Origin of the sequence: Streptomyces sp. NBC_00390 (assembly GCF_036057275.1) — a bacterium.
Classification (GTDB): Bacteria; Actinomycetota; Actinomycetes; order Streptomycetales; family Streptomycetaceae; genus Streptomyces.
Window position 1 is genome coordinate 6909549 of record NZ_CP107945.1, and the last position, 25725, is coordinate 6935273.

Annotated in this window: 24 protein-coding genes and 5 tRNA genes; 19 read left to right on the forward strand and 10 right to left on the reverse strand. The window is 71.5% G+C overall.

Features of this window, described 5'->3' with window-relative positions; all coding sequences use genetic code 11:
* Positions 1 to 246: 246 nt before the first annotated feature.
* Complete coding sequence (locus tag OHS70_RS30615; RefSeq protein ID WP_328402713.1) at positions 247 to 759, reverse strand: hypothetical protein; 513 nt, start codon at positions 757 to 759, stop codon at positions 247 to 249.
* Between the two features lie 115 nt (positions 760 to 874).
* Between OHS70_RS30615 and OHS70_RS30620 the strand changes: the two genes are divergently transcribed.
* The 3 genes from OHS70_RS30620 to OHS70_RS30630 are packed head-to-tail and all read left to right on the forward strand — an operon-like array spanning position 875 to position 4349.
* Positions 875 to 2215, forward strand: a complete 1341-nt coding sequence (locus OHS70_RS30620; RefSeq protein ID WP_328402715.1) for a BTAD domain-containing putative transcriptional regulator — start codon at positions 875 to 877, stop codon at positions 2213 to 2215.
* Positions 2216 to 2253: 38 nt separating this feature from the next.
* The gene (locus tag OHS70_RS30625; protein WP_328402717.1) at positions 2254 to 2805 is read left to right on the forward strand and encodes a TetR/AcrR family transcriptional regulator; all 552 of its coding nucleotides are present in this window, start codon (positions 2254 to 2256) and stop codon (positions 2803 to 2805) included.
* Positions 2802 to 4349: an MFS transporter gene (locus tag OHS70_RS30630; protein ID WP_328402719.1), complete on the forward strand. Its 1548-nt coding sequence runs from the start codon at positions 2802 to 2804 to the stop codon at positions 4347 to 4349. Before OHS70_RS30625 ends, OHS70_RS30630 begins: the two co-directional genes overlap by 4 nt.
* Positions 4350 to 4436: 87 nt before the next feature.
* Here the strand turns inward: OHS70_RS30630 and OHS70_RS30635 are convergent, their stop codons facing one another.
* On the reverse strand, positions 4437 to 5126 hold the full coding sequence (locus OHS70_RS30635) for a lysophospholipid acyltransferase family protein (RefSeq protein WP_328406030.1): 690 nt from the start codon (positions 5124 to 5126) through the stop codon (positions 4437 to 4439).
* Positions 5127 to 5371: 245 nt separating this feature from the next.
* Between OHS70_RS30635 and OHS70_RS30640 the strand changes: the two genes are divergently transcribed.
* From OHS70_RS30640 to OHS70_RS30650, 3 genes are all read left to right on the forward strand, one after another.
* Positions 5372 to 6535 (forward strand): glycerophosphodiester phosphodiesterase, encoded by a 1164-nt coding sequence (locus tag OHS70_RS30640; protein ID WP_328402721.1) that lies wholly within the window; start codon positions 5372 to 5374, stop codon positions 6533 to 6535.
* 108 nt (positions 6536 to 6643) lie between these two features.
* Positions 6644 to 7210, forward strand: coding sequence for an RNA polymerase sigma factor (locus OHS70_RS30645; RefSeq protein ID WP_328402723.1), 567 nt, complete (start codon positions 6644 to 6646; stop codon positions 7208 to 7210).
* A gap of 37 nt (positions 7211 to 7247) precedes the next feature.
* Positions 7248 to 7751 (forward strand): GNAT family N-acetyltransferase, encoded by a 504-nt coding sequence (locus OHS70_RS30650; RefSeq protein WP_328402725.1) that lies wholly within the window; start codon positions 7248 to 7250, stop codon positions 7749 to 7751.
* A 12-nt stretch (positions 7752 to 7763) separates the two neighbouring features.
* Here the strand turns inward: OHS70_RS30650 and OHS70_RS30655 are convergent, their stop codons facing one another.
* Entirely contained in the window at positions 7764 to 8219 is a 456-nt protein-coding gene (locus tag OHS70_RS30655; RefSeq protein WP_328402727.1) for a hypothetical protein, read from the reverse strand.
* Positions 8220 to 8221: 2 nt separating this feature from the next.
* Complete coding sequence (locus OHS70_RS30660) at positions 8222 to 8581, reverse strand: hypothetical protein (RefSeq protein ID WP_328402729.1); 360 nt, start codon at positions 8579 to 8581, stop codon at positions 8222 to 8224.
* A 104-nt stretch (positions 8582 to 8685) separates the two neighbouring features.
* Between OHS70_RS30660 and OHS70_RS30665 the strand changes: the two genes are divergently transcribed.
* From OHS70_RS30665 to OHS70_RS30705, 9 genes are all read left to right on the forward strand, one after another.
* A complete protein-coding gene (locus tag OHS70_RS30665) occupies positions 8686 to 9333 on the forward strand; it encodes an HAD-IA family hydrolase (protein ID WP_328402731.1) in 648 nt (215 codons plus the stop codon).
* Between the two features lie 385 nt (positions 9334 to 9718).
* Positions 9719 to 10798, forward strand: a complete 1080-nt coding sequence (locus OHS70_RS30670) for a methionine ABC transporter ATP-binding protein (protein WP_328402733.1) — start codon at positions 9719 to 9721, stop codon at positions 10796 to 10798.
* Positions 10795 to 11466 (forward strand): methionine ABC transporter permease, encoded by a 672-nt coding sequence (locus OHS70_RS30675; RefSeq protein WP_328402735.1) that lies wholly within the window; start codon positions 10795 to 10797, stop codon positions 11464 to 11466. The genes OHS70_RS30670 and OHS70_RS30675 overlap by 4 nt, the downstream gene beginning before the upstream one ends.
* 73 nt (positions 11467 to 11539) lie before the next feature.
* The gene (locus tag OHS70_RS30680; RefSeq protein ID WP_328402737.1) at positions 11540 to 12397 is read left to right on the forward strand and encodes a MetQ/NlpA family ABC transporter substrate-binding protein; all 858 of its coding nucleotides are present in this window, start codon (positions 11540 to 11542) and stop codon (positions 12395 to 12397) included.
* 133 nt (positions 12398 to 12530) lie between these two features.
* A complete protein-coding gene (locus OHS70_RS30685; RefSeq protein WP_328402739.1) occupies positions 12531 to 13232 on the forward strand; it encodes a GNAT family N-acetyltransferase in 702 nt (233 codons plus the stop codon).
* 125 nt (positions 13233 to 13357) lie between these two features.
* Positions 13358 to 14611: a precorrin-6y C5,15-methyltransferase (decarboxylating) subunit CbiE gene (gene cbiE, locus OHS70_RS30690; RefSeq protein ID WP_328406032.1), complete on the forward strand. Its 1254-nt coding sequence runs from the start codon at positions 13358 to 13360 to the stop codon at positions 14609 to 14611.
* A gap of 310 nt (positions 14612 to 14921) precedes the next feature.
* The gene (gene cobT, locus OHS70_RS30695; protein ID WP_328402741.1) at positions 14922 to 18470 is read left to right on the forward strand and encodes a nicotinate-nucleotide--dimethylbenzimidazole phosphoribosyltransferase; all 3549 of its coding nucleotides are present in this window, start codon (positions 14922 to 14924) and stop codon (positions 18468 to 18470) included.
* A gap of 387 nt (positions 18471 to 18857) precedes the next feature.
* Positions 18858 to 20087 (forward strand): uroporphyrinogen-III C-methyltransferase, encoded by a 1230-nt coding sequence (gene cobA / locus OHS70_RS30700; RefSeq protein ID WP_328402743.1) that lies wholly within the window; start codon positions 18858 to 18860, stop codon positions 20085 to 20087.
* 64 nt (positions 20088 to 20151) lie between these two features.
* Entirely contained in the window at positions 20152 to 20970 is an 819-nt protein-coding gene (locus OHS70_RS30705; RefSeq protein WP_328402745.1) for a TrmH family RNA methyltransferase, read from the forward strand.
* Positions 20971 to 20983: 13 nt separating this feature from the next.
* Here the strand turns inward: OHS70_RS30705 and OHS70_RS30710 are convergent, their stop codons facing one another.
* Complete coding sequence (locus tag OHS70_RS30710; protein ID WP_328402747.1) at positions 20984 to 22162, reverse strand: serine/threonine-protein kinase; 1179 nt, start codon at positions 22160 to 22162, stop codon at positions 20984 to 20986.
* 231 nt (positions 22163 to 22393) lie between these two features.
* On the opposite strand from OHS70_RS30710, the gene OHS70_RS30715 reads away from it, so the two are divergent.
* From OHS70_RS30715 to OHS70_RS30730, 4 genes are all read left to right on the forward strand, one after another.
* The gene (locus OHS70_RS30715; protein ID WP_328402749.1) at positions 22394 to 22627 is read left to right on the forward strand and encodes a hypothetical protein; all 234 of its coding nucleotides are present in this window, start codon (positions 22394 to 22396) and stop codon (positions 22625 to 22627) included.
* Positions 22628 to 22846: 219 nt separating this feature from the next.
* Positions 22847 to 23053, forward strand: a complete 207-nt coding sequence (locus tag OHS70_RS30720) for a hypothetical protein (protein WP_328402751.1) — start codon at positions 22847 to 22849, stop codon at positions 23051 to 23053.
* Positions 23054 to 23687: 634 nt separating this feature from the next.
* The gene (locus OHS70_RS30725) at positions 23688 to 24653 is read left to right on the forward strand and encodes a phosphotransferase family protein (protein ID WP_328402753.1); all 966 of its coding nucleotides are present in this window, start codon (positions 23688 to 23690) and stop codon (positions 24651 to 24653) included.
* Between the two features lie 68 nt (positions 24654 to 24721).
* Positions 24722 to 25003 carry a TFIIB-type zinc ribbon-containing protein gene (locus OHS70_RS30730; RefSeq protein WP_328402755.1) on the forward strand — a complete coding sequence of 94 codons (282 nt, stop codon included), beginning with the start codon at positions 24722 to 24724 and terminating at the stop codon, positions 25001 to 25003.
* Positions 25004 to 25058: 55 nt separating this feature from the next.
* Here the strand turns inward: OHS70_RS30730 and OHS70_RS30735 are convergent.
* The 5 genes from OHS70_RS30735 to OHS70_RS30755 all read right to left on the reverse strand — a co-directional run bounded on the left by OHS70_RS30735 (position 25059) and on the right by OHS70_RS30755 (position 25532).
* Positions 25059 to 25133 (reverse strand) — tRNA-Val (locus OHS70_RS30735).
* A gap of 49 nt (positions 25134 to 25182) precedes the next feature.
* Positions 25183 to 25254: transfer RNA gene (locus tag OHS70_RS30740), tRNA-Val, on the reverse strand.
* A gap of 20 nt (positions 25255 to 25274) precedes the next feature.
* A tRNA-Val gene (locus OHS70_RS30745) sits at positions 25275 to 25346 on the reverse strand.
* Position 25347: 1 nt separating this feature from the next.
* A tRNA-Cys gene (locus OHS70_RS30750) sits at positions 25348 to 25421 on the reverse strand.
* A gap of 38 nt (positions 25422 to 25459) precedes the next feature.
* Positions 25460 to 25532: transfer RNA gene (locus tag OHS70_RS30755), tRNA-Gly, on the reverse strand.
* Positions 25533 to 25725: the final 193 nt, after the last annotated feature.

Here is a 25725-nt window from a genome sequence, read left to right on the forward strand (position 1 = left end):
CTTTGTCGTCCGGTGGCCGAACAGTCTCCTCGCGAAGCGACGACGCCCCGTGTACGCCCGTGCCGCCGGCCCCATCCGGGATCCGTCGCGGTGGCTGCCTTGAGGCTTTTGGTCGGCAACGGCCCTGCGTTCACTGCCCTGTTCCTGCATCGGGTTGTGGTGAACGTGAGCGTGAGCGCGACCCGACTGTGCTGGAACTGCTCGCCGCGCTCACCTCCTGGGCGACCGGGCGCGGGTCCGGCGGCCTCAGTCGATCTGCTCGCAGATGTCGGTGCGCGAACCATGCGCCATGGTCACGGTCTTGTACCCGGTCGGGCTGATGTCCATCGTGTACGCGCCGTCGATGATGTAGAGGCTGCGCGGCAGGTTCCCGCGCCCCTCGCCGACGCCCACCAGCACGGGACCGAGCACGGTCCAGAACTGGGAGCCGTCGGTGCCGTGGTCGACGAGCGCCGAGCCGCTCGCGTCGGCGTCGTAGAAGTCACCGGTGTCGGTGTTCGTGACCCTGATGACCAGGTCGCCCTTGTACGCGACCAGTTTCGCCGAGCCGTCCGGATGAGTGGAGAGCACGCGCTGCACCACCTCGTCCACGATCGGCTCACCGTGCACGGGGAAATCGCAGCGCACGCCCGCAGCGACGTCCCACGGCGTCGACGGCGCGGGTTCCCAGCCCGCATCGGTGCCGGCCGATGCCGAAGCCGGAGCGGCGCCGAGGGCCGCGGCGGCAAGTGCCGTGAGAGCAACAACAGTTCGTCGCACGATGTCTCCCTGAAGAGAGGGGTGATGTGTCGGCCCGAGCCTCTCCGGGTCCCCTGACCACAGACTCACCAGGGCTGGGACCGGCCCGCTCCGCCCGGTTAGGCTCGCCGCAGCCATGGAGTTCCAGCTGCTCGGACCTTTCGAGGCCCGCCACGACGGACAGCGGGTCCTGGTGGGCAGCCGCCGCCAGGAGCGCTGTCTGCTGTCGATCCTTCTGCTGCACGCGGGCCGCGTGGTGACCACCGCGCGCCTCATCGATCTCCTGTGGCACGGGGATGCGCCGGCCGCCGCCAGGGGCACCGTCCACACCTACATCGGCCGCCTGCGTGCCGCCCTGACTCCCTACGGCCTCGAGGTCGAGACCCGGCACGACGGGTACAGCATCGAGCCCGGCACCCACGAGATCGACGCCCAGGAGTTCGGCAGCCTCGTCCGGCAGGCCACCGCGGCAGGCGACCGGGCGCACCGCGTGCGTCTCTACGACCTGGCGCTCGGCCTGTGGCGCGGCCCACTGCTCGCCGATGTCGCCGACGGGCCCCTGCGTGACCGGCTCGGCGGCCCGCTCGAGGAGCTGCGGCTGTCCGCGTTCGAGCAGCGCGCCGATGCCCAGCTCACCCTGGGGCTGCACGACCGCGTCGTGACGGATCTGACTCCGCTGGTCCCGCTCCACCCCGAGCGCGAACGGCTGGTCGCGGTCCAGATGACCGCGCTGTACCGCAGCGGCCGCCAGGCCGATGCCCTGCAGTTGTACCGCCGCACGCGCCAGGCGCTCGTGAGCGGACTCGGCATCGAGCCCGGCCCGGAGCTGGCGACCCTGCACGACCGCATTCTGCGCGTGGATCCAGGGCTGATCCGGCCGTCCGTGCCCGTCCACGCGGTACGGGTGGGCGACGAGTGGCTGCCCTGGATCACCAGCGGGCATCCCGCGCTGGAGTTCTGCAACACGTACGCCGGCTGGGGCGGCCCGAAGAGGCCCGGCTCGGAGTGGCTGCGCCGTTACGCCACGCTCGCCGTGTGGGCCGGCCATCACGGGTTGGCGGAGGAATGGGTGGTTGCCGGACTGCTCAAGCAGGCGGCCGACCACCCCGCCGAGGCCGCTGCCGCGCTGGAGCGGGCCCGGGAATTCCGCAGGCGGCTGTACGCCTGTCTGACCGATCCGGACGATGTCCGGGCCTTCGCAGCGGTGGCCTCTGTCGCCGAGGACGCCGCCGGCTCCGCTGTGTTCACCCGGGGCGAGGACGGCCTCGGCCGCTGGCGGATCACCCCTTCCGCCGGTCTGCTGCTGCCCCTGTGGTGCGTCGCCCGCAGCGCCGCGGATCTGCTGGCAGACCCCAGGCGCTTCACGATCCGTGCCTGCCCCGGCCCGGAGTGCGGGTGGCTGTTCCTCGACGAGAGTGGACGCCGCCGGTGGTGCAGCCTGAGAATCTGCGGCAACAGTGGGACGCTCATGCATTGAATGAGACATTGATGTCTCATGTGGGGTATGGTTGTCTCATGGCCATGGATCGTGAACACGTGCTGCGCACCGCCGCCGCCCTGCTGTCCCGTCGGTCGACCGCCACCATGGACGAGGTCGCCCGGGCCGCGGGTATCGGCCGCGCCACCCTGCACCGGCACTTCGCCGGGCGGGAGGCGCTGGTCAAGGCGCTGGAGCAGTTGGGGATCCAGGAGTTCGAGGCCGCCCTGGACCGGGCCGGTCTCGAGACGGGCGGCGCGAGCGACGCGCTGCGGCGGCTCATCGCCGAGATGGAGCCCGCCGCCGATCTGCTGGCCTTCCTCGTCACCGAGAACCAGCTGTTCGAGGGCGACCAGGTCAACGAGGGCTGGTCCCGGCTCGACGCCCGGGTCTCGGCACTGTTCCGGCGCGGCCAGGAGCAGGGCGAGTTCCGCATCGACCTCACACCCGCATGGCTCACCGAGGCGCTCTACGGCCTCATGGGCAGCTGCGCCTGGGCCGTGTTGGACGGCCGGGTCGCCAAGAAGGACTTCCAGTACATGATCGCCGAGCTGCTGCTCGGCGGAGCACGACGGAGTGTGGAGAAATGACCAGCAGTACCGTCCAGCGTACGAGCGGGACGGATGACACCGTGTACCGCCCCGGGCGCTGGCTGGCGCTCGCTGTCCTGGTGCTCGCCGTTCTGCTGGTGGCCGTCGACGCCACGGTGCTCGGCCTCGCCACCCCGTTCCTCAGCGAGGACCTCCAGCCGACCGGCACGCAGCTGCTGTGGATCGGCGACATCTACTCGTTCGTCATCGCGGGTCTGCTCGTCTCCATGGGCAGCCTCGGAGACCGGATCGGCCGCAAGAAGCTGCTGCTGACCGGGGCCGTCGCCTTCGGTGCCGTCTCCGTGCTCAACGCGTACGCCACCAGCCCCGAGATGATGATCCTCGCCCGGGCGCTGCTCGGTGTCGCGGGCGCGACCCTGATGCCGTCCACGCTGGCGCTGATCCGCAACATCTTCCACGACCCGAAGGAACGCAGTTTCGCCATCGGCATCTGGGGCGCGATGGCCTCCGCGGGCGCGGCCGTGGGCCCGGTCGTCGGCGGCTTCCTGCTCGAGCACTTCTGGTGGGGCTCCGTCTTCCTGATCAACCTGCCCGTGATGGCGGTGCTGGTGATCGTCGGCATCAGGCTGCTGCCCGAGTCCAAGAACCGGGTCGCCGGGCCCTGGGACCTCATCAGCGTCGTGCTGTCCCTCATCGGTGTGGTCGGCATCGTCTACGCCATCAAGGAGGCCGCGACCCACGGGCCGGGCTCGGATGCCGGCGTGGCCGCCCTGATCGGTGCCGCCGCCCTGTACGGATTCGTCCGCAGGCAGCTCACGCTCCCGGCGCCGCTGCTCGACATGCGGCTGTTCCGGCACCCGGGTTTCTCCGGCGCGGTCCTCGCGGATCTGCTGACCATCCTCGGCCTGTCCGGCCTGGTGTTCTTCCTGTCCCAGTTCCTGCAACTGGTCCAGGGGCGGCAGCCGTTCGAGGCCGGGCTCGCGGAACTGCCCGCCGCGATCGGCGCGGTGGTCACCGGTCTGATGGCGGGTACGGTCGCCCGGCGGTTCACCGTACGGTCCGTGGTGGCCGCGGGCCTTGCCGCCGTGGGCATCGCGCTGGCCGTGATGACCCTGGTCGACCGGTCCACCGGCTACCCGCTGCTCGGCGCTGCTCTGCTCGTCGTCGGAATCGGCGCCGGGTTCTCGTTCACCGTCACGGCGGACGTCATCCTCTCCAGCGTTCCCAAGGAGCAGGCGGGATCCGCCTCGGCGGTGTCCGAGACGGCGTACGAACTCGGCGCGGCCCTCGGCATCGCCCTGCTCGGCTCGATCGTCACCGGCGCCTACCGCGACTTCGCCACCCCGGCCGGTGTGCCCGCCGGGCCGGCATCCGCCGCGCACGAGTCGCTCGGCGGGGCCGTCGAGGCGGCAGCCGCACTGCCGCAGCAGCAGGGCGCGGAGCTGATCACCGCCGCCCAGGACGCCTTCGTGGACGGGCTGCGGCTCGCCACGGGCGTCGGCGCGGCGGTACTCCTGGCCACCGCCGTCGCCGCATGGTTCCTGCTGCGCGGCCAGAAGCTGGCCGACGGCATCGATCACTGACGCGGTCGGCATCGAGCACTGACGCGGACAACGAGGTGACCCCCGGTGCACACGGCACCGGGGGCCACCTCAGGTCCCACGCGGGGGTTACGCCGCCTTGGCCTTCGTCGCGTACATGTCCACGTACTCCTGGCCGGACAGCTGCATCACCTCGGCCATCACCGAGTCCGTGACGGCGCGCAGCACATAGCGGTCCCGGTCCATTCCCTCGTACCGGGAGAACTCCATCGCCTTGCCGAAGCGGACCGTCACCCGGCCCGGGCGCGGCAGACCCGCGCCGCCCGGCTGGAGCTTGTCGGTGCCGATCATCGCGAACGGCACCACCGGCGCACCTGTCATCAGCGTCAGCCGCGCGATGCCCGTACGGCCGCGGTAGAGCCGGCCGTCGGGGGAGCGGGTGCCCTCCGGGTAGATGCCGAAGACCTTGCCCTCCTCGAGCACCCGCCGGCCGGTCATCAGCGCGGCCACACCGCCGTTCGCGCCGTCGCGGTCCACCGGGATCATGCCGACGCCGGTGAAGAACCAGGCCATGAGCCGGCCCTTGATGCCCTTGCCGGTGACGTACTCGTCCTTGCCGATGAAGTGGACCGGCCGGTCGCACACGAGCGGCAGGACCATCGAGTCGATGAAGGTGAGGTGATTGCCGGCGAGGATCACCGCTCCCGTCCCGGGGATGTTCTCGACGCCTTCCACGCGGGGCCGGAACATCAGGCGCAGGATCGGCCCGAGCACTGCCTTGATGAGCGACAAGCGGGACAACGGGTCCTCCGGTGTCAGGGACGGATCAATCAGGGGCCGGCGGGAGGTCCACGGCCGGCAGAGTGTGCGGCGGCCGAGAAGTCCATGCAGGTGAGGACGATACTCGCGGGTCATACCCCCTCGCACGTCGGGTTCACGCGAGAGATACGCAGTGTTGACCCGAGTTTTCACGGTGTTGGCCCAGGATCCGCCGTAGGTAAGGCGTAGTTGCCTAGCATCAGGCGTCCGCCTGACAGGTGCGGGACATCACACGGAGGAACTCGATGACACAGGGTGCGAGCAGCAGTCCGGGCCGGCGCAGCGTACTGGGAGCCGCGGTTCTCGGCACCGCCGCGATAGGGGTCGGCGCGGGTGCGGGTACGGCACAGGCGTCACCCGCCGGTGAGCGCCACCAAGGCCACCGGCCGTCGTACCGGGATCTGCCCGTGCCGACGGTCATCGCCCACCGCGGAGCCAGCGGCTACCGGCCCGAGCACACGCTCGGCGCCTACCAGCTCGCCCTCGACATGGGCGCCCATGTCATCGAGCAGGACCTGGTGCCCACCAAGGACGGCCATCTCGTATGCCGTCACGAAAACGACATCACCGGCACCACCGACGTGGCCGACCACCCGGAGTTCGCCTCCCGCAAGGCCATCAAGACCGTGGACGGCGTCAGCATCACCGGCTGGTTCACCGAGGACTTCACGCTCGCCGAGCTGAAGACGCTGCGCGCCAAGGAGCGCATCCCGGGAACCCGCCAGGAGAACACCCTCTACGACGGCCGCTGGACCGTGCCCACCTTCGAGGAGGTGCTGCGCTGGGCCGAGAAGGAGGGCCGCCGGCGCGGCGCTCCGGTCTGGCTGCATGCGGAGACCAAGCACCCCACCTACTTCCGCGGTCTCGGTCTCGGCCTCGAGGAGCGGCTCGCCAGGCTGCTGCGCCGCTACGGCCGCCACCGCGCGAACTCCCCGCAGTTCCTGCAGTCCTTCGAGCCGACCAGCATGAAGCGCATGGCCGGGCTCGTCGACACGCCGCGCGTGGTCCTGCTGTGGACCCCGGACGACCGGCCGTGGGACTTCCGCACGTCGGGCGACCCGCGCACGGTCGCCGACCTGGTCAAGCCCGACGGGCTGAAGTGGATCGCCTCGTTCGCGCAGGGAATCGGCCCGCTGCTCGATCTGATCATCCCCAAGGACGCGACCGGCAGGCTCACCGAGCCGACCACGCTGGTCCGGGACGCCCACGCGAAGGGCCTGATCCTGCACCCGTACACCCTGCGCAACGAGAACAGCTTCCTGCCCGCCGACTTCCGGCGCGGTACCGACCCGAACGCATACGGCGACGCGTTCGGTGCGCTCGAGGTGTACTTCAAGACCGGAATCGACGGGATCTTCACCGACAATCCGGACACCGGACTGCTGGCGGCCGCCGACTTCCGCGGCTGAGTCCCGACGAGCCGGCCGAGCGTCCACGGCACGGTCACCCGCCGCCCGTACGGGTGACTGTGCCGTCGCCGGGCAACCGGGCGCCCTCGACGGCACGTCCCGCAGGGCATGACCGTTCTCGATGAGCTCCCCGTCCCGGCCGCCGGCACCTCCGCCCATGTCGTCAGCGCACTCGGCCCGCTGGTCAGCGCCGAGGCCACGGCCGAGGCCCCCGGCACCGCACTCGAACCGGACGATCTGGAACAGGCCGTATGGGTACGGCTGCTGGAACGGCTCGACGGGGACGGGCCGCCGCCGGACACCGCCCGGTGGGTCAGGACGGCGGTACGGGCGGAGGCGCGCCGAGCCCGCCGCACGGCCGCGCGTGAACTGCCCTACACCACCGACCCGTCCACCGATCGCGCCGGCGACCCGGCCTGCACCCCGGAGCGGGCCGTGCTCCGCTCGGAGCGGCGGCGCACACTGCGCGCCGCGGTGGCCCGCACCCCCGGGAACTGCCCACGGCTGCTGACCGCGATGCTGTCCCCGCAGGACCCCACCTACCGGGAAATCGCAGGGACGTTGGGAATCTCACAAGGCAGTCTGGGACCCATGCGTTCCCGCTGCCTGGGATGTCTGCGCAGAATGCTCGCGGCAGAGGTTGCAGCTCCTGAACATTTGGGAAAGGAGCGGTAGACAACCGGCAGGACAGGTGAGCGGGAGGCATGCGCACATGGGCATGAGCGTGACCATCTCAGCGGCAGCTGAGCACGATGCGGAGCACATCCTCAAGCTGCAGTATCTGTGCTATCAGAGTGAGGCCGAACTCTACGGCGACTACGGGATCGAGCCCCTGACCCAGTCGCTCGCCGACCTCACGGCCGAAATCGCCCAGGGGCACGCCCTGGTGGCCAAGCTCGGGGACGAAGTCGTCGCCTCCGTGCGTGCCAGGGTCGACGAGACCGGCACCGCGCGGATCGCCAAGCTCATCGTGCACCCGCGGATGCAGCGCCACGGCCTGGGCGGCCGGCTGCTCGACGCGATCGAGACACGCTTCGCCGGGGACGCCGGCACCAAGCGGTTCCAGCTGTTCACCGGACACCGCAGCGAGGGCAATCTGCGGCTGTACCGCAGCCGCGGCTACGTCCCCGTGTCCAGCGAGCAGGTCGGACCCCGGCTCACCCTCGTCACGCTGGAGAAGGACGCGGCCGCCGCTGAATACGCGGCCAGCGCCTGACGCTCCCGCCCGCTACGCCCCGAGGCTGCGCGCCCGGCGCAGCCACAGCATGCCCGTGACCGGCAGCAGCACCGGGATGAAGAGGTAGCCCATCCCGTACGTGGACCACACGGTCGAGTCGGGGAAGGCCGACGGATCGAGGACGGTCCAGGTCCCGACGATCAGTACGCCCGCGAGCTCGGCGGCGCAGCACACCAGCGCCGCCCTGCGGGCCGCCTCCCCGCCGCGCACCAGGGTGTAGGTGATGAACGCGTACACGACGGCCGCGACCGCGGACAGCACATGGGCCAGCGGGGCCGAGCCGAAGTCGGTCAGGATCTGGTAGACGGAGCGCGACACGGCGCCGACCGACATCACTCCGTACAGCCAGACCAGCAGCAGCCCCGGGCCCCCGACCAGCCTGGCCCGCTCCGGGCGGTCGCTCTGCCCGTTCCGCTGCTGCGCCCCGTCGGTGAGCGGCTCGGGCATCGTCAGCCTCCCCAGATGTCGTAGAGGCGTACTTCGAGGACCGCCAGCACCACCGCGCCGGCGGCCACCGTCGCCGATCCCCATCGCGTGCGCTCGGCCAGCGACAGAAATCCGGCCGCCGGCACTGCGGCGAAGGCCCCGATCAGATAGGCCAGGAAGATCGCGGTGCCCTCGTCGGCCTTCTCGCCCCTCGCCAGCTGCACGATCCCCACCACCAGCTGCGCGAAGGCGAGCACCGACACCACGGCCATGCCGATGAAGTGCCAGTCCTTGGTGGGCTGATCGCGGAAGGCGGCGAAGCCGCACCATGCGGTGAGGGCGGTCGCGGCCACGGCGACCGCGACCGTCAGGGCGTCAAGCATGGCTCCGAGAGTATTACGGGCCGAAGGGCCGGATGCGCCCGGCCCCGAGTGCGCAGGGGGCCGGGCACCAGGGCGCGCCGCGGGTTGGCCTAGGGTCGGGAACCATGAAGATCCACGCCGAAGCGCTCCTGTTCGACAACGACGGAACCCTTGTCTCCTCCCTGGAGTCGGTGAACCGCTGCTGGACCCGATGGGCGCACGAGTACGGCATCGCGGCGGAGGACTTCGCCCGTATCGAACTCCACGGCCGGCCGGCCGTGGAGATAGCCGCCGATCTGCTGCCCCCCGCCGTGGTCCCCGAGGCCCTGGCCCGCATCGAGCAGCTGGAGGTCGAGGATGTCGCCGGGGGAGTGCAGCTGCTGCCCGGAACCGCCGCGCTTCTGGACCGGCTGCCCGCCGACCGCTGGGCCGTCGTCACCTCTGCGACCCGCAGGCTGGCCGAGGCCCGCCTCGAGGAGGCCGGCATACGGCCCAAGGCGATGATCGCCGCCGACGACGTGACCCGCGGCAAGCCCGACCCGGAGCCGTATCTCCGCGCCGCCCGGCTCCTGGGCGTGGACCCGGCGCGCTGTGTGGTGTTCGAGGACGCACCGGCCGGCCTCGCCGCGGGGCGGGCCGCCGGTATGACGACCGTGGCCTTGACCACAACGCACGCCGCGTCCGAGCTGATCGCCGACATCGTCGTCCCCGACCTCTCGTCCGTGTCCGCGCAGGCCACGGTGGATGGCGTGGAGATCACCACAGCGGAGTGATCCGTCCACATACTGCGCACCCTGCGTCCGGTATACGGACACCGGAGATAGGTTCAGCATGCAGTCTGCTTTACTTGCCGCCATGACCAGGACGAGCAGCCGCACCCTTGCGACCGAGGCGATCACGACGCCCGGTGCTCGTTGTCTGTGTCGAATGTGCGCCTTCTGAGGGCCCCTGCCTGAGCCTCGCGCCCCGAAGCGAGACCGACAGCCGAGCCGTGTCCGAAGCTCCACCTGGAACGCACCCGGACCCGGCCTGCCCCCGCGCGCACGCCGCCCCCGGCCATGAGCCGGGACCGGCCCTCCTGCGCCGACTGTCCGAACGAAGAAATGCCCCCTGCCCGGCGGACACCGCGCCGTGCACTCGACAGTGACGGAAACCCCTGTGATCACCACTACGGGCCTGACGAAAATCTACCGGGCCCACCAGTCCCGAACCCGCGAAGTCACCGCCCTGGACGGCGTCGACCTCCATGTCCGTGAGGGCGAGGTCTTCGGCGTCATCGGTCAGAGCGGAGCCGGAAAGTCCTCGCTCATCCGCTGCGTCAACCTGCTCGAGCGCCCCACCGCCGGCACCGTGACAGTGGCCGGCCAGGACCTCACAGCGCTCGCCGGACGCGGTCGCCGCGCCTCCAGGGAACTGCGCGAGGCGCGCAGCCGTATCGGCATGGTCTTCCAGCACTTCAACCTGCTGTCCTCGCGCACTGTCAAGGACAACATCGAGCTGCCCCTGGAGATCCTCGGCGTCTCCGGCGCCGAACGCTCCCGCAAGGCTCTCGAACTGCTCGACCTCGTCGGCCTCGCCGACAAGGCCAAGGCCTATCCGGCCCAGCTCTCCGGCGGTCAGAAGCAGCGCGTCGGCATCGCGAGGGCGCTCGCGGGCGACCCCAAGGTCCTGCTCTCCGACGAGGCGACCAGCGCCCTGGACCCCGAGACCACCCGCTCGATCCTCCAGCTGCTGCGCGACCTCAACCGGCAGCTCGGCCTGACCGTGCTGCTCATCACGCACGAGATGGACGTCGTCAAGTCGATCTGCGACTCCGCCGCCCTGATGAAGAAGGGCCGGATCGTGGAATCGGGCACGGTCAGCGAACTGCTCGCGACCCCCGGCTCCGAACTCGCCGACGAGCTCTTCCCGGTGGGCGGTGAGGCCTCCGGCACCGACCGCACGGTCATCGACGTCACCTTCCACGGCGAGGCCGCCACCCAGCCGGTGATCTCCCAGCTCTCGCGTACCTACAACATCGACATATCGATCCTCGGTGCCGCCATGGACACCGTCGGCGGCAAGCAGATCGGCCGGATGCGTATCGAACTGCCCGGCCGCTACGAGGAGAACGTCATCCCCGTCGGCTTCCTGCGCGAGCAGGGCCTCCAGGTCGACGTCGTCGATGGCGACGGACCCACCGAGAAGATCACCCTGCCCGCCCAGGGCCCGGTACTCACGAAGGAGACCGCCAAGTGACCTGGTCGGAGATGCAGCCCCTGCTCAGCCAGGGCACGGTCGACACCCTCTACATGGTGCTGTGGTCCACCCTGGTCACCGTCATCGGGGGACTGCCGCTCGGCGTGCTGCTCGTCCTCACGGACAAGGGCGGACTGCTGCAGAACACGCCGGTGAACAAGGCCGTCGGCGTGATCGTGAACATCGGCCGCTCACTGCCGTTCATCATCCTGCTGATCGCGCTGATCCCTTTCACCACCCTCGTCGTCGGGACCTTCATCGGCCCCACCGCGATGATCGTGCCGCTGGCCGTCGGAGCCATCCCGTTCTTCGCCCGGCTGGTGGAGACGGCGGTCCGGGAGGTCGACCACGGCCTGATCGAAGCCGTGCAGGCCATGGGCGGCTCCATCCCCACGATCATCCGCAAGGTGCTGCTCCCGCAGGCCCTGCCGTCGCTCGTTTCCGCCGTCACCACCACGGTGATCGTCCTCGTCGGGTACTCGGCGATGGCCGGCGCGGTCGGCGGCGAAGGCCTCGGATCCAAGGCCGTCACGTATGGATTCCAGCGCTTCGAGACCCAGTTCATGCTCGTCACCGTCGTCATCCTGATCGCCATCGTCACAGCGGTGCAGCTGATCGGAGACGGCGTCGTACGGCTGCTGGCCCGCCGTGGCCGCACCGCGAGCTGACTCCAGACCTCACTCCCCATGGGCCCGCACTCCTTGTCCGGGCGTCGTTCCACACAAGAAAGAGGCACTTTTCGTGCGTAAGAACACCAAGCTCACCGCTGCCGCTGCCACCGCCGCCCTTGCTCTCGGCCTCACCGCCTGCGGGACGGCCTCCGACCCGGGCGCCGCGTCCGGATCCGGCGCCAAGGCCGACGCGTCCAAGGCGCTCGTCGTCGCGGCCTCCCCGACGCCGCACGCCGACATCCTGAACTACATCAAGGACAACCTGGCGAAGAAGGCCGGGCTCAACCTCGAGGTGAAGGAGTTCACGGACTACGTCCTGCCCAACACCGCCACCCAGCAGGGCCAGGTCGACGCCAACTTCTTCCAGCACAAGCCGTACCTCGACGACTTCAACAAGAAGAACAAGACCACCATCGTCCCGGTCGCCGATGTCCACCTGGAGCCGCTCGGCCTCTACTCCGCGTCGGCCAAGGAGCTGAAGGACATCAAGGCCGGCCAGACGGTCGCCGTCCCCAACGACACCACCAACGAGGGCCGCGCGCTGGCGCTCCTTGCCGACAACGGTCTGATCACCCTCAAGGACGGCGCCGGCGCGGACGCCAAGCTCTCCGACATCGAGGACGCCAAGGGCCTGAAGTTCAAGGAGCTGGAGGCCGCCACGCTGCCCCGCGCCCTGAACGACGTCGACGCCGCGGTCATCAACGGCAACTACGCCATCGAGGCCGAACTCGAGCCCGCCACGGAGGCCCTGGTGCTGGAGAAGGCCGAGGGCAACCCGTACGCCAACTTCCTCGCCGTCAAGAAGGGCAACGAGAAGGACGCCCGTGTGCAGAAGCTCGCGGAGCTTCTCAACTCCCCCGAGGTGAAGCAGTACATCGAGGACACCTACAAGGGCTCGGTCATCCCGGCCTTCGGTGCCGCGCAGTAAGGCTCCCGCCCGGCATGCTTCTCAAGTAACGCCGCTGTCACGGCACTTGACGCGGGCCCCGCACACCGACCATGGTGCGCGGGGCCTCGGCGTACCGGTACCCCGGCCATGCACACCCGCCACATGATGTTGCATGCTGTGCCTTTACGGCTACGACCCTTGTCTCACGGTCTTCGGCATGGAGCTGCGCATGACTACCACCTTCCCGGACGTGTCCATCAGCACGGAGCGGTTGGTGCTGCGCCCCTTCGAAGAGGCCGACATCGCGGCGCACACCGAGATGATGAACGACGAACTGGTCACCGCCTGGACCTCCGTTCCCCACCCGTACACGACGCAGGACTCCGAGGACTGGGTGCGCAGGATCGCTCCTGCAGAACGCGCGGAAGGCCGCGGCATCGTCCTCGCCGTCACCGAATTCCTCACCCAGCGGCTCGTCGGCACGATCCATCTGCGGAACACCGACTGGCGCACTCTCGCAACCGAGGTCGCCTACGTCACCGCGCCCTGGGCACGCGGCGAGGGGTACGCCACCGAATCCGTGCTCGCGGTCGCCCGGTGGCTCTTCCGCACCCAGCGGTTCGAGCGCATCGAGCTGCGCACCGCCGCCGACAACACCGCCTCCCAGCAGGTCGCCCAGAAGATCGGCTGCATCAGCGAGGGCGTGCTGCGCAACGCCTGGATCGTGCGCACCCGGCCCGACAACGACCCCGGCGCCCCGTGGACCGAGATCCGCACCGACCTGATCATCTGGAGCCTGCTCCCCGAAGACCTCGACGGAGCCGTGGACCCGATGGCGCAGGCGGGCTACGCCTCCTTCACCGACTGGAACTGACCGGCCCCGGCGGAACAACGCCCGGCACCCCCGCTCCCGGCCCTATCACCCCTCCTCCAGGTACGCTCGCCATGCCCGCGTCCGCGGGAGCCCCGACCTGCGACAACTCCAGGAGACTGACGACGATGGCCGACCGGGTCACGGTGATCGGCTGGGACGGTTCGCCGCTCACCCAAGCGGCCAGGTCCGCCCTGACCGCTGCCACCCTGGTGGCCGGAGCGGCCCACCATCTGGCGCTGCCCGAGGTGCCGCCGCGCGCCGAACGCATCCGGCTCGGCAGCGTCGACCTCGCCGCCCGGAGGATCGCCGGACACCGCGGCAGCGCCGTCGTCCTCGCCGACGGCGACCCCGGATTCTTCGGTGTCGTCCGCACCCTGCGCGCCCCCGAGCACGGTCTGGAGGTCGAGGTCGTCCCCGCGGTCTCCGCCGTGGCGGCAGCCTTCGCCAGGGCCGGCATGCCCTGGGACGACGCCCAGATCGTCGTCGCCCACGGCCGGACCCTGCGGCGGGCCGTGAACGTGTGCCGGGCCCACACCAAGGTCGCCGTCCTCACCTCCCCGGGCGCGGGCCCCGCAGAACTCGCCCTGCTGCTCGACGGAGTCCACCGCACCTTCGTGATCTGCGAGGAACTGGGCACCGAACGGGAACAGGTCACCGTCCTCACCTCCGACAAGGTCGTCGACCATGTGTGGCGCGACCCCAATGTCGTCATCGTCATCGGAGGCAGCGGCAGCGCCGGAGGCACCGTCACCGGCGGCTGGATCGCCGGCCGCGAACCCGGCTTCCCGCCCGCCCCGCGCGGCTGGGCCCTGCCGCCGGACGAGGCGACAGCCGCCACGGCCGGAGAGGGCGAGTGGGCCGGGCTGCGCGCCGCCCAGCTGGCACGGCTCGGGCCCCGTGTCGGCGATCTGGTGTGGGACATCGGCTCCGGCGGCGGCGCTCTGGCCGCCGATGCGGCCCGCTTCGGCGCCGCGGTGATCGCCGTCGACAACGACCCCGACGCCTGCACCCGGACCGAGGCCGCGGGCCGGCGCCTCGGCGTCCAGCTCCAGGTGGTGCACGGACGCGCGCCCCACGTGCTCGAACGGCTGCCCGAGCCCGATGTCGTACGGATCGGCGGCGGGGGAGTGCCCGTGGTCACCGCCGTCGCCGACCGGCGGCCGGAGCGCATCGTCACCCACGCCTCGACCCGTGACGAGGCGGAGGCCATCGGCGCCGCCCTGGCGGCCGGCGGGTACACGGTCGAATGCGCGCTGCTCCAGTCCGTCGAACTGGACACCGCCGCCTGGTCGGAACGGGAGCGGTCGGTCGTCTTCCTGCTCTGTGGCCGGCAGTCCGACCCGCGCCCCCGCCCCGTGTCGCAGGACGGTCCGAGGTAGGCTGGCCGATCGTTGTACCGCACCCCGGCGTTCGTCGATTCGTTCGTCAATGTCCGGAAAAGAGGGTCGCTTTGGCCCCAGGATGTGGTACGTCGAAACCGGGGGGTCGCGCGACGTGGCGCAGCCCACAGCGGACCGCGGCGGATCTCACTGTCGCGGTGGCGAACGACGGCGACAATTGCCTGGGGTCCGTGGGTCAATCGTGCCGCGCGGCGCACACGCTCGTTCTTGTTGACGGGCGTCAGGTGCGACGCGATCGGGCGCCCTGGGCGATGGGCGAAGGAGCAACCGATGGGCGAGGGGTACGCGCATGACTGACACCGGCCAGATCCCGGGCGAGGGGCTGCCGGAGAACGCAGGCATGGTGGAGCAGCCGGGCATCCCCGCTCCCGGCGCGTACACCTACCTCGACCCCTCCGAGCACACCCCCGAAGAGGACGACCTGCTGCTGATGCCCGGTACGCAAGGCGCCTGGAGCGATCCCCAGCAGATGCCCCCCGGGGCGCCCGTGACCCAGATGCCGACAGGGCAGCTGCCGGGTCTGCCGGGTGCACCGCTCGCCGAGCAGTACGCGGCGGCGGGGCACGCGGTCGACGTCCAGGGCAGCGAGTACCACAGCACCGCGTACCAGCCGGAGTTTCAGATGCAAGGCCTGACAGGATCCGAACAGTCGGCGCTGGACCAGCTCGGTGCGCCCGCGCAGACGGCGGGTCCGCAGTCCGTGGCCGCGCCGGACATCCAGCCCGTCGCCCCGGAGCCGGCCCCGCCGTCCGGGCCCGACGCAGCTGCGCCTGCCGCGCCCGAGTTCGTGGCGGTGGCACACGCGGTTCCGGGAGCTCCCGTGGACCTCTCGGCCCCGGACGTCGCGTTCGGCGCTCAGCAGTCCCCGGTCGCACCCGAGGTGTCCGGATACGCGGCGGAACCGCTGCTCCAGGCGCAGGGCACCATGTCCGTGATGCCGGGCGTCGCCCCCGACCCGCTGACCGAGGCGGTCGCGGCGGAACCGGCGCACGCCGAGGCGCCGGCTCCGGCGCAGGCCGCACAGGAGATGCCCGTCCACGAGACGCCCGCCCACGAGACGGGAGCGCACGAGGCAGGCGGCCGCGACTCGGGCTCCGTCGACCTCGGAGCCGTACGAGTGCCGGCGGCCGCGACCTCCGCCATGCCCACCCCGCCGCCCGCCCGCAGGCCGCTGCACATGGGCCCGCCGGTACCCGACAACTCCGGTGGTGTCGTGCGCTCCCTCGCCGACCGCGGCCCGGCCGACACACCGCCGCACGCCATGGTCGTACGCAACAACCCGGCACCGCCCACGATGGGCCTGGAGTACCTCGACGGGCCGCGTGACGACGCGGCGGTGCTGCCGGGGCCGCAGCTCGGTGAAATTCCGCCGCAGGCCGGGATTCCGTGGGACCCGCAGCCGCCGTTCGGAGCAGAAACGGTCGTGCCCCACGACGCGCCGGAGCCCTTGGCGGCCGCCGAGCCTGCGGTCGAGGCGACCGTACCGGCGCCGCGTGTCGGCGACTCGGAGGTCCCGCTCGCGGTGGCGGAGACAGCGGCACCCCTCGCCGCCGAAACCGCTGAGGTCCCGTCCGCTGTGGAGCCCGCGGAGCTGGCGCCGCAGCCGGAGCCCGTCGCCGATGTCCCGCAGTTCACGGATGAGACCGTGGCCGCCGCCGCGAGCGAGGCGGAGGTTCCTGTGGCCGAGGCCGCACCGGAGCCCGAGCCGGAGCCGGAGGTCGCGCCGGAGGGCGTGCCCGTGCCGGTGGACGAGGCCGTGCCCGGTCCTGAGGCAGTGGCCGAAGCGGCGCCCGCGCCCGAGGCCGCCGCAGAGCCTGTGGCCGATCTCGAGTCAGGTGCACAGATCACGGTCGAGGCCGCCCCCGCTACCGAGGCCGCTCCCGTTCCCGAGGCCGTCGTGGTCCCGGCGCCGGAGCCCGCCGCGGCGTCCGAGCTGGCACCCGAAGCAGCCGCCGAGTCCGCGTCCGAGGCCGCACCGGAAGCCGAGCCGGCACCGGACGCCGCCGTGTCCGAGACCGTGCAGGGCTCCGGGTCCGTGCCGGACGCCGGGCCCGAGGCCGCACCGGAAGCCGTGGCCGAGGACCCCCCGGCCCCCGACGGTGACGCCGGCCCCGCTCCCGCCTACGACGACGCCGAACGCGAAGCCGTACTGCGCGTGATGCGCGAGCGCCGCGACATCCGCAACGGCTTCCGCAGCGACCCCATCCCGCACGAGGTGCTGCTGCGCGTTCTCGAGGCCGCACACACCGCGCCGAGCGTCGGCCACTCCCAGCCGTGGGACTTCGTGGTCATCCGCTCCGCCGAGACGCGCCGCACGATGCACGAACTCGCCCAGCGCCAGCGGGAGGCGTACGCCAAGTCGCTGCCCAAGGGCCGGGCCAAGCAGTTCAAGGAACTGAAGATCGAGGCAATCCTCGACACGCCGGTCAACATCGTCGTCACCGCCGACTCGACCCGCGGAGGCCGCCACACCCTCGGCCGCCACACACAGCCGCAGATGGCGCCGTACTCGTCGGCGCTCGCCGTCGAGAACCTCTGGCTCGCCGCCCGCGCCGAAGGTCTCGGTGTCGGCTGGGTCAGCTTCTTCGACGAGCGCGAGATGGTCCGTGCCCTCGGCCTGCCGGAGCACCTCGAGGTGGTCGCGTACCTCTGCGTGGGTTACGTCGACGAGTTCCCGCAGGACCCTGAGCTGTTGCAGGCGGGCTGGTCCAAGCGCCGACCGCTGTCGTGGGTCGTCCACGAGGAGACGTACGGCCGCCGGGCGCTGCCCGGGGAGGAGCCGCACGACCTGCTCCAGGAGACCGTCGCCAACATCCGCCCGCTGGACGCGAAGGCGCTCGGCGAGGCCTGGGAGCGCCAGAAGCGGATGACCAAGCCCGCAGGTGCGCTCGGCATGCTGGAGATCATCTCCGCGCAGCTGTCCGGTCTGTCCCGGATGTGCCCGCCGCCGATCCCGGAGCCCGCGGCCGTCGCGATCTTCGCCGGCGACCACGGCGTGCACGCCCAGGGCGTCACGGCCTGGCCCCAGGAGGTGACGGCCCAGATGGTCGCCAACTTCCTCGGCGGCGGCGCGGTGTGCAACGCGTTCGCCAACCAGGTCGGCGCCGAGGTCTGCGTCATCGACGTGGGCGTCGCCGGAGACCTGCCCGCCACCCCCGGCCTGCTGCCGCGCAAGGTCAGGCCGGGTACGTCCGACTTCACGACCGGTCCCGCGCTCACCCGCGAGGAAGCGCTCACCGCGATCGAGGTCGGCATCGAGACGGCCCGCGACCTGGTTGCCGCCGGCAACAAGGCACTGCTCACAGGTGAGATGGGCATCGCCAACACCACCACCTCGGCGGCGCTGATCTCGGTCTACACGGACGCGGACCCGACGGAGATCACCGGGCGGGGCACGGGCATCAACGACGAGATGCACGCGCGCAAGGTGGACGTGGTCCGCCGCGCACTCGAACTTCACCGGCCGGACCCCGCCGATCCCATCGGCGTACTGGCCTCGGTCGGCGGCCTGGAGCACGCCGCGCTCGTCGGCTTCATCCTCGGCGGAGCCTCCCTGCGTACACCGGTCGTCCTCGACGGCGTCAGCGCCGGCGCCGCGGCGCTGGTCGCCCGCGCGATCGCTCCGGAAGCGCTGGCCGCCTGCATCGCGGGCCACCGCAGTGCGGAGCCTGGCCATGTCGCGGCCCTCAACAAGCTGGGCCTGCGCCCGCTGGTCGACCTGGACCTCCGCCTCGGCGAGGGCACCGGAGCCCTGCTCGCCCTCCCGTTGGTGCAGAGCGCGGCCCGCGCGATGCACGAGGTCGCGACGTTCGACTCGGCGGGTGTGACGGAGAAGTAACTCTCCGCCGGGTGGGGCTGTGCCCCACCCGGCCCGTCCCGTAACCGGGGGCAAGCCCCCGCACCCGTACGGCCTGAGGTGGGGTACCTCGCACGCCCGCGGGGCGTAGGGGGAGTGCCCTCGACCGCCGGTCGGCCTGGACCTGCCCGAGGCAGACCCAGCCGCGTGGGGGTCCCCCGGACGAAGCGCCGGGGGAGTCCGAGGCGCGGGGGAACGGGATGGGGGCACCTCCCACGGCCTCCGGGCCGCAGGGGGAGGGCGGGGAGAATGCCCGCACCCTTAAGGTGTCCACAGGGCCCCTTACCCTCTCCCCACCAGCCGCTTCACCGCCGCAGCGGCCTCAATACGTACCGCACGTACCCGCCCTGCACGAGGAGCCGCACCGCCATGGCCGAGCACGCCGAGCACCCCGCCTACCCCGTCGGTCTCCGCCTCTCCGGGCGGCGCGTCGTCGTCATCGGCGGCGGCCAGGTCGCCCAGCGCAGGCTCCCCGCGCTCATCGCCGCCGGCGCCGACGTCACCCTGATCTCACCCTCCGCGACCCCCTCCGTGGAGGCGATGGCCGAATCCGGAGAGATCACCTGGACCCGGCGGCGGTACGAGGACGGGGACATCGCCGACGCCTGGTACGCCCTCGTCGCCACGAGTGACCCCGATGCCAACGCCCGCGCCTCCGCCGAGGCCGACCGCACCAAGACCTGGTGCGTACGCAGCGACGACGCCGAGGCCGCCACCGCCTGGACACCGGCCACCGGCCGCAGTGAGGGCGTCACCGTCGCCGTCCTCACCGGACGCGACCCCCGCCGCTCGGCCGCCGTCCGTGACGCGATCGTCGAAGGCCTGCGCGACGGCAGCCTCGCGGCACCCCACCACCGCAGCCGCGCCCCGTTCGTCGCCCTCGTCGGTGGCGGCCCCGGTGACCCGGACCTGATCACCGTGCGCGGGCGCCGGCTTCTTGCCGAGGCCGATGTCGTCATCGCCGACCGGCTCGGCCCGCGCGACCTCCTCGACGAACTCCCGCCGCACGTCGAGGTGATCGACGCCGCGAAGATCCCCTACGGGCGCTTCATGGCCCAAGAGGCCATCAACAACGCGCTGATCGAGCACGCGAAGGCCGGCAAGGCGGTCGTACGCCTCAAGGGCGGCGACCCGTTCGTGTTCGGCCGCGGCATGGAGGAGGCCCAGGCGCTCGCCGAGGCGGGCATCCCCTGCACCGTCGTGCCCGGAATCTCCAGCTCGATCTCGGTGCCCGGAGCCGCCGGAATCCCGGTCACCCACCGCGGTGTCGCCCACGAGTTCACCGTCGTCAGTGGCCATGTCGCCCCCGACGACCCCCGCTCGCTCGTCGATTGGGAGTCGCTGGCCAAGCTGACCGGCACCCTCGTGATCCTCATGGGCGTCGACAAGATCGGCGCGATCGCCGCGGCCCTCGTCGCCCACGGCAAGGCTCCGCAGACCCCCCTCGCCCTGATCCAGGAGGGCACCACCGCGGCCCAGCGCCGCGTGGACGCCACCCTCGCCACCGTCGGCGAGACCGTGAAGGCGCAGGACGTGCGGCCGCCGGCCGTGATCGTTGTCGGCGATGTGGTCGGCGTCCGCGCGGACCGGACCGAGTAACCAGCGGTTACAGATCTCGGCGCGAGCCGTTGGCACCCCACTCCGAAGAAGGCAGTATCACCCTGTGGCCGATCTCATCACAGTCGAGGACCCCGACGATCCGCGCCTGAGCGATTACACGGGCCTGACCGACGTCGAGCTGCGCCGCAAGCGCGAGCCCGCCGAGGGCCTGTTCATCGCGGAGGGCGAAAAGGTCATCCGCCGTGCCAAGCAGGCCGGATACGAGATGCGCTCGATGCTCCTGTCCGCCAAGTGGGTCGATGTCATGCGCGACGTCATCGACGAGGTCCCGGCCCCTGTCTATGCGGTCCACCCCGACCTCGCCGAACGGGTCACGGGCTACCACGTGCACCGTGGCGCCCTCGCCTCCATGCAGCGCAAGCCGCTGCCGACCGCCGAAGAACTGCTCCGTACGGCCCGCAGGGTGGTCGTCATGGAGTCGGTCAACGACCACACCAACATCGGCGCCATCTTCCGCAGTGCCGCCGCCCTCGGCATGGACGCCGTGCTCCTGTCACCCGACTGCGCCGACCCCCTCTACCGCCGCTCGGTCAAGGTCTCCATGGGCGCGGTGTTCTCCGTCCCGTACGCCCGCCTCGACACCTGGCCCAAGGGGCTCGAAGCGGTCCGGGAGGCGGGTTTCAAGCTGCTCGCCCTCACCCCCGACGAGAAGGCCGCGGCGATCGACGAGGCCGCACCGCACCGGCTCGAGCGGGTGGCCCTCATGCTCGGCGCGGAGGGCGACGGCCTCTCCACCAAGGCCCTGATGGCCGCCGACGAGTGGGTGCGCATCCCGATGGCGCACGGCGTGGACTCGCTCAACGTCGGCGCGGCCGCGGCGGTCGCGTTCTACGCGGTGGCGACGGGCCGCCCCGGGTCCTGAGGCGCTGCCCGGTCTACAACTGCTGGGCGGCGGCGATGCCCAGTGCCACGATCAGCGTGACGACGAAGAACACGACGATCCGCTGACGCAGCAGCCGCGGATTGGCGGGCCGCCGTCCGGCCGACGTGGTGCGCACCCCCGGTCTGGTGCCCGGACGGCCGTTCGGACGACTGGTGTTGCGCGCAGGGTGCGGCCGTGAGCCGCTGGGGCGCGACGACGGCTGCGGACGGGGCACGGACGAGCCTCCCGTACGCCGCTCCATGCGCTCCGTACGGTCCGCGCGCTCCGCGTAGCGTGCGGTCGGCCGCACCGGCTCGACACGCTCCCGCTCCCTGTCCCGCTGGGCGGGCGGGCGCGCCTCCGTCAGGCCGTGCGTCTCCCTGGCCGCGATCTCCTTGAGCCGCATGGACAGTTGCAGCGTGCTCGGCCGCTCCTCCGGGTCCTTCGCCAGACACGCCGACACCAGTGGCGCCAGTGCGTCGGGCACCCCGTACAGGTGCGGCTCCTCGTGTACCACCCGGTACAGCATGACCTCCGAACTCCCGTGCCCGAAGGGGGAGTCGGCGGTCGCCGCGTACGCGAGCGTGGCACCGAGCGCGAAGACGTCGGTGGCCGGGGTGACGACGGCACCCCGGACCTGCTCGGGGGCGAGGAAGCCGGGGGAGCCGACCGCGGTGCCGACATGGGTGAGGGTGCTGGCGCCCGTCGCCCAGGCGATACCGAAGTCGATGATCCGGGGGCCCTTGGGGGACAGCAGGATGTTGGAGGGCTTCAGGTCCCGGTGGACCACGCCGGCCTCGTGCACCGCCACCAGCCCCTCGGACAGCGCCGCGCCGATCGCGGCCACCTCGGCGGCGAGCAGCGGGCCGTCCTCGGCCACCTTGTCGTGCAGGGAGGGGCCGGGCACGTACTGGGTGGCGAACCAGGGGCGGTCCGCCTCCAGATCGGCGGCCACCAGCCGCGCCGTGCAGCCACCGCGGATACGGCGCGCGGCCGACACCTCGCGCGCGAACCGCGACCGGAACTCCTGGTCCTCGGCCAGGTCCGGCCGGATCACCTTGAGAGCGACCCGCTGCCCACGGCGGTCGGATCCCAGATAGACGACACCCATGCCCCCCGCGCCGAGGCGCCGGTGCAGCCTGAACGAACCGACGACACGCGGGTCCTCGCGCCGGAGCCGCATCATCGCCATGTCCGTCCCCTACCTACGGTGGGGTGCCCCACCCCGCTGCCCGGTCGTCGTCGCTTGACGTGGCACAGCTTACGTATCGGCGCGCCGGTGTGCTCATAGGCCGCGCCCTCGCGATTCCATCGATTGTCAGTGCCGGGTGCGAAACTTGAGGAGTGGTCAGGGGACGGCGGATCCAGCGCTCCGGACCCGTGCGAGATCTCAACGGTCAGTCGCAGAAGGGGGATTGGATCGATGAAGGGTGACCGCGTGGAGATAGTGGTGGACGCGGGAGACACCACTCGGACCTACGAAGTGGTGGCAAGCCGGGCAGGCCGACGGGTCGAGACGGCGGTGCGCAGAGGGGTGGTCGAAGTGAGCGAAGTCACGCGTTCGGGATCAGTGGTGCGCACGGCGCGGTTCATGGCCAACCGGGTCCTGGCATTGGTGGAACAGCCCGTTCCGCGCGACGACGCCTCGGAGGACTGAGCGCCCCCTCCGGGAAGACCCCAAGTCCCGAGGCCGCGTCTCCACCCAGGGGAGTACGCCGCCGGTTGACGGCTCATCCTCCGGGAGGCCCGGTAATCGGGACTCGGGCATGACGCCCGGGGATTGTCGTTTCCCTAATGTTGATGTCAAGCGGCGGGTGCAGCACTCGTCCCCCGAGGTCAGACACCCGCCGCTGCCAACCACGACAGGAGAAGGACCATGGCGGACACGGCTTCGCGGACGATGATCCGCACGCAAGGACGCAGGGCTTTCACCGCGTTCGGCGTCAGCCCGTCCGGCAGGCGCCACCCGCTGGTGGCGACGGCCATGGTCCTCCCTCTCGCGGCCCTGCTCGTGGTCGTCTTCGGCGGCTGGGATGCGGTGGTCACACAGGCGTCGTCCGTGGGCGTGATGCTGGGGCGCTGAAGGGCGCCCCGGACCCGGAAGAGCGGTCCGGGTCGGGGACATCCGGCCAACAACCCCGTGGGGACGGGGGTGCGGCGGACGGCAGCGTTTGGCCGGTCAGCTGGGGAGCTGGCCGGCCATCGCGCGTTCCGGACTGCTTTCCCGTGACGGGCCGGTCCCTGTCTGCCGACGCGTCGCGTCCGGGCAACCCTCTCCTGTGCCCCCGTCCCCCTCACGGGGGCAGGGCGACCGCGGGCCGCCGGTCGTTCGCCGGGCAGGGCGTCGTCTCCCGCCGGGCGTGATGGTCCTTGGCGGGCGGGCCCGGGTCGTACGGCCCGGCGGGGACGCGCAGGGGTCGTGTCCGGGGCGTAAGGCGTCGTAAGTCTTGAGCGGGGCAAGTCCCGGGAAAGCAGTCCCGGATACGAGCCCCGGAGCGGCCCAACGTCACGCGCGCGGGCCGGGCGAGGCCCGGGGGCGTCACCCCGGCGCCGCCCGCCCGAGGGCCCCGCCCTGGAGCGGCCCAACGCCAAGCGCACGGACCCCGGCCACGCCCGAGCACCAAGGCCCGCCCCCGAGGACACAGCGCACAAGGCACCCGGGCGCGTCCGGAGGCTAGGCTCGGGCGAGCACCGTGCAACGCCACCCGGGGGACAGTGTGACCGCATCCGTCGTACGTGCCCTCGCCGACGCCGCCCGCGACGCAGCCCACCTTCCCGCGCCCCGCCAGGCCTGCCGTGCCTGCGGCCACGGCGAGGCTGTACTCGCGGACCGGGCCGACGGCGTCGTCGTACGGCACGGCCAAGCCGTCGCCAAGGCGCACGCACCCGACACCGACCCCCACGCGCACCGCGTCCGCATCGCCGTCGCGGCGCACCCCGCCCTCGGCGGAATCCTGCTGCCCCCGCTGCCGCTGCCCGCGAGCGACACCCACGGCCGGCCCGTAACGGCCTGGCCCTACGGCCTCCCCGTCGACCCCGAGGACCCCGACGCCGCCCCCTGGGAGGAGGCCGCGCTCCTGCTCGCCCGACTCCACCGCACGCGGACGGACGCTCTGCCCGGCCCGCTGCCCCCCATGCGCGGACCCGCCAAGGCCGCGGCCGCCGTGGCTCGTATGGAGGCCGCCGCAGCCGACCGCCCCGCGGCCGGCGCGGTACGCCGCGCCTGGGAGCGCCTGCCCGCCTGGGCCCGCGACGAGGCCCCCGCCCCGTCTCGCAGTGCTCTGTGCCACGGCGACCTGCACCTCGGCCAGCTCGTCCGCCACCCCGTCCCGGCGGGGCCGTGGCTGCTGATCGATGTCGACGACCTGGGGCTCGGTGATCCCGCCTGGGACCTGGCACGCCCCGCCGCATGGTTCGCGGCGGGCCTGCTGCCCCCGGAGGTCTGGCAGCGTTTCCTCGGCGCCTACACCGCCGGGCACGGCCCGGCGGTCCCCGCGGCCGGCGACCCGTGGCCCCGGCTCGACGTCCCGGCCCGCGCTCTGACCGTCCAGACCGCCGCCCTCGCGCTGGCGAAGTCGGCCGCCGAGCGCCGCGAGCTCGACGAGGTCGAGCAGGCGGTGATCGACACCTGTGCCCGAATCGGCACACTCCCACCCGAGTTGGAGTGCCATCCTGCGTCGTAGGGTGAATCTCTCGTCGCCGGGCAGGCATCCCGGCGACGCCGACCGAACGGCGAGGAGCTGACAAGAACATGCAGTGTCCCAAGTGCCATGCAGCGATGCACACGTACAACCGCAACGGGGTCCAGATCGAGCAGTGCAGCGGCTGTCGCGGGATATTCCTCGACTACGGGGAGCTGGAGTCCCTGACCCGCCTCGAGTCGCAGTGGGTGCAGCAGGCCCCGCCCGCGCCGCCGGCCCCTCAGGCCTACCCCGCCGCCCCCGCTCCTGCCTGGGGCGCGCAGCACCACGGCGGCCACCACGGCGGCCACCACCATCAGCGCGGCTTCGGCCGGATGCTCTTCTCCTCCTGAACCCCGGAGGAACGACAAAGCCCCCCGGCCGTCTCGACGGCCGGGGGGCTTTGGCTGGTGCGCGATACTGGGATTGAACCAGTGACCTCTTCCGTGTCAGGGAAGCGCTCTCCCGCTGAGCTAATCGCGCAGGTCCCCGTGCCGAAGCCGGGGGAGAACCTGCAGGTACTGCAACCACGTGCGCGATACTGGGATTGAACCAGTGACCTCTTCCGTGTCAGGGAAGCGCTCTCCCGCTGAGCTAATCGCGCGGGGATCCGGACGGATCCAGTGGACGATACTGGGATTGAACCAGTGACCTCTTCCGTGTCAGGGAAGCGCTCTCCCGCTGAGCTAATCGTCCTTGGAGGTGGAGACGGGATTTGAACCCGTGTAGACGGCTTTGCAGGCCGTTGCCTCGCCTCTCGGCCACTCCACCCGGAGTGCAGGGGGTTCGGGAAGATCCCCCTCTTCTCGAGCGGACGACGAGATTCGAACTCGCGACCCTCACCTTGGCAAGGTGATGCTCTACCAACTGAGCCACGTCCGCTTGTCGTTTCCGGCCCGCTTGCGCGTCCCGGCGACGTGTTGAACTCTAGCGGATTCCTGGGCCAGCACAAAAACGCGTTTCCGCAGCGTGCTGACGTGTGTTCGCGTCACGGCAGCTCATCCGCGGCTCGGCGGCGGCTGATCAACGCCCTGCCCACTGCCGTCGGCACTCCATAGTCCCCGGTCATACACTC

Bases quoted from the DNA above. Each gene is read 5' to 3' on its own strand.
- OHS70_RS30655 (WP_328402727.1), bottom strand. From the start codon at position 8,219: ATGCCCGAGCCGCTCACCGACGGGGCGCAGCAGCGGAACGGGCAGAGC.
- OHS70_RS30620 (WP_328402715.1), top strand. From the start codon at position 875: ATGGAGTTCCAGCTGCTCGGACCTTTCGAGGCCCGCCACGACGGACAG.
- OHS70_RS30660 (WP_328402729.1), bottom strand. From the start codon at position 8,581: ATGCTTGACGCCCTGACGGTCGCGGTCGCCGTGGCCGCGACCGCCCTC.
- OHS70_RS30640 (WP_328402721.1), top strand. From the start codon at position 5,372: ATGACACAGGGTGCGAGCAGCAGTCCGGGCCGGCGCAGCGTACTGGGA.
- OHS70_RS30650 (WP_328402725.1), top strand. From the start codon at position 7,248: ATGGGCATGAGCGTGACCATCTCAGCGGCAGCTGAGCACGATGCGGAG.
- OHS70_RS30630 (WP_328402719.1), top strand. From the start codon at position 2,802: ATGACCAGCAGTACCGTCCAGCGTACGAGCGGGACGGATGACACCGTG.
- OHS70_RS30625 (WP_328402717.1), top strand. From the start codon at position 2,254: ATGGCCATGGATCGTGAACACGTGCTGCGCACCGCCGCCGCCCTGCTG.
- cobT (WP_328402741.1), top strand. From the start codon at position 14,922: ATGACTGACACCGGCCAGATCCCGGGCGAGGGGCTGCCGGAGAACGCA.
- OHS70_RS30665 (WP_328402731.1), top strand. From the start codon at position 8,686: ATGAAGATCCACGCCGAAGCGCTCCTGTTCGACAACGACGGAACCCTT.
- cobA (WP_328402743.1), top strand. From the start codon at position 18,858: ATGGCCGAGCACGCCGAGCACCCCGCCTACCCCGTCGGTCTCCGCCTC.
- OHS70_RS30710 (WP_328402747.1), bottom strand. From the start codon at position 22,162: ATGGCGATGATGCGGCTCCGGCGCGAGGACCCGCGTGTCGTCGGTTCG.
- OHS70_RS30730 (WP_328402755.1), top strand. From the start codon at position 24,722: ATGCAGTGTCCCAAGTGCCATGCAGCGATGCACACGTACAACCGCAAC.
- cbiE (WP_328406032.1), top strand. From the start codon at position 13,358: ATGGCCGACCGGGTCACGGTGATCGGCTGGGACGGTTCGCCGCTCACC.
- OHS70_RS30720 (WP_328402751.1), top strand. From the start codon at position 22,847: ATGGCGGACACGGCTTCGCGGACGATGATCCGCACGCAAGGACGCAGG.
- OHS70_RS30685 (WP_328402739.1), top strand. From the start codon at position 12,531: ATGCTGTGCCTTTACGGCTACGACCCTTGTCTCACGGTCTTCGGCATG.
- OHS70_RS30715 (WP_328402749.1), top strand. From the start codon at position 22,394: ATGAAGGGTGACCGCGTGGAGATAGTGGTGGACGCGGGAGACACCACT.
- OHS70_RS30645 (WP_328402723.1), top strand. From the start codon at position 6,644: ATGACCGTTCTCGATGAGCTCCCCGTCCCGGCCGCCGGCACCTCCGCC.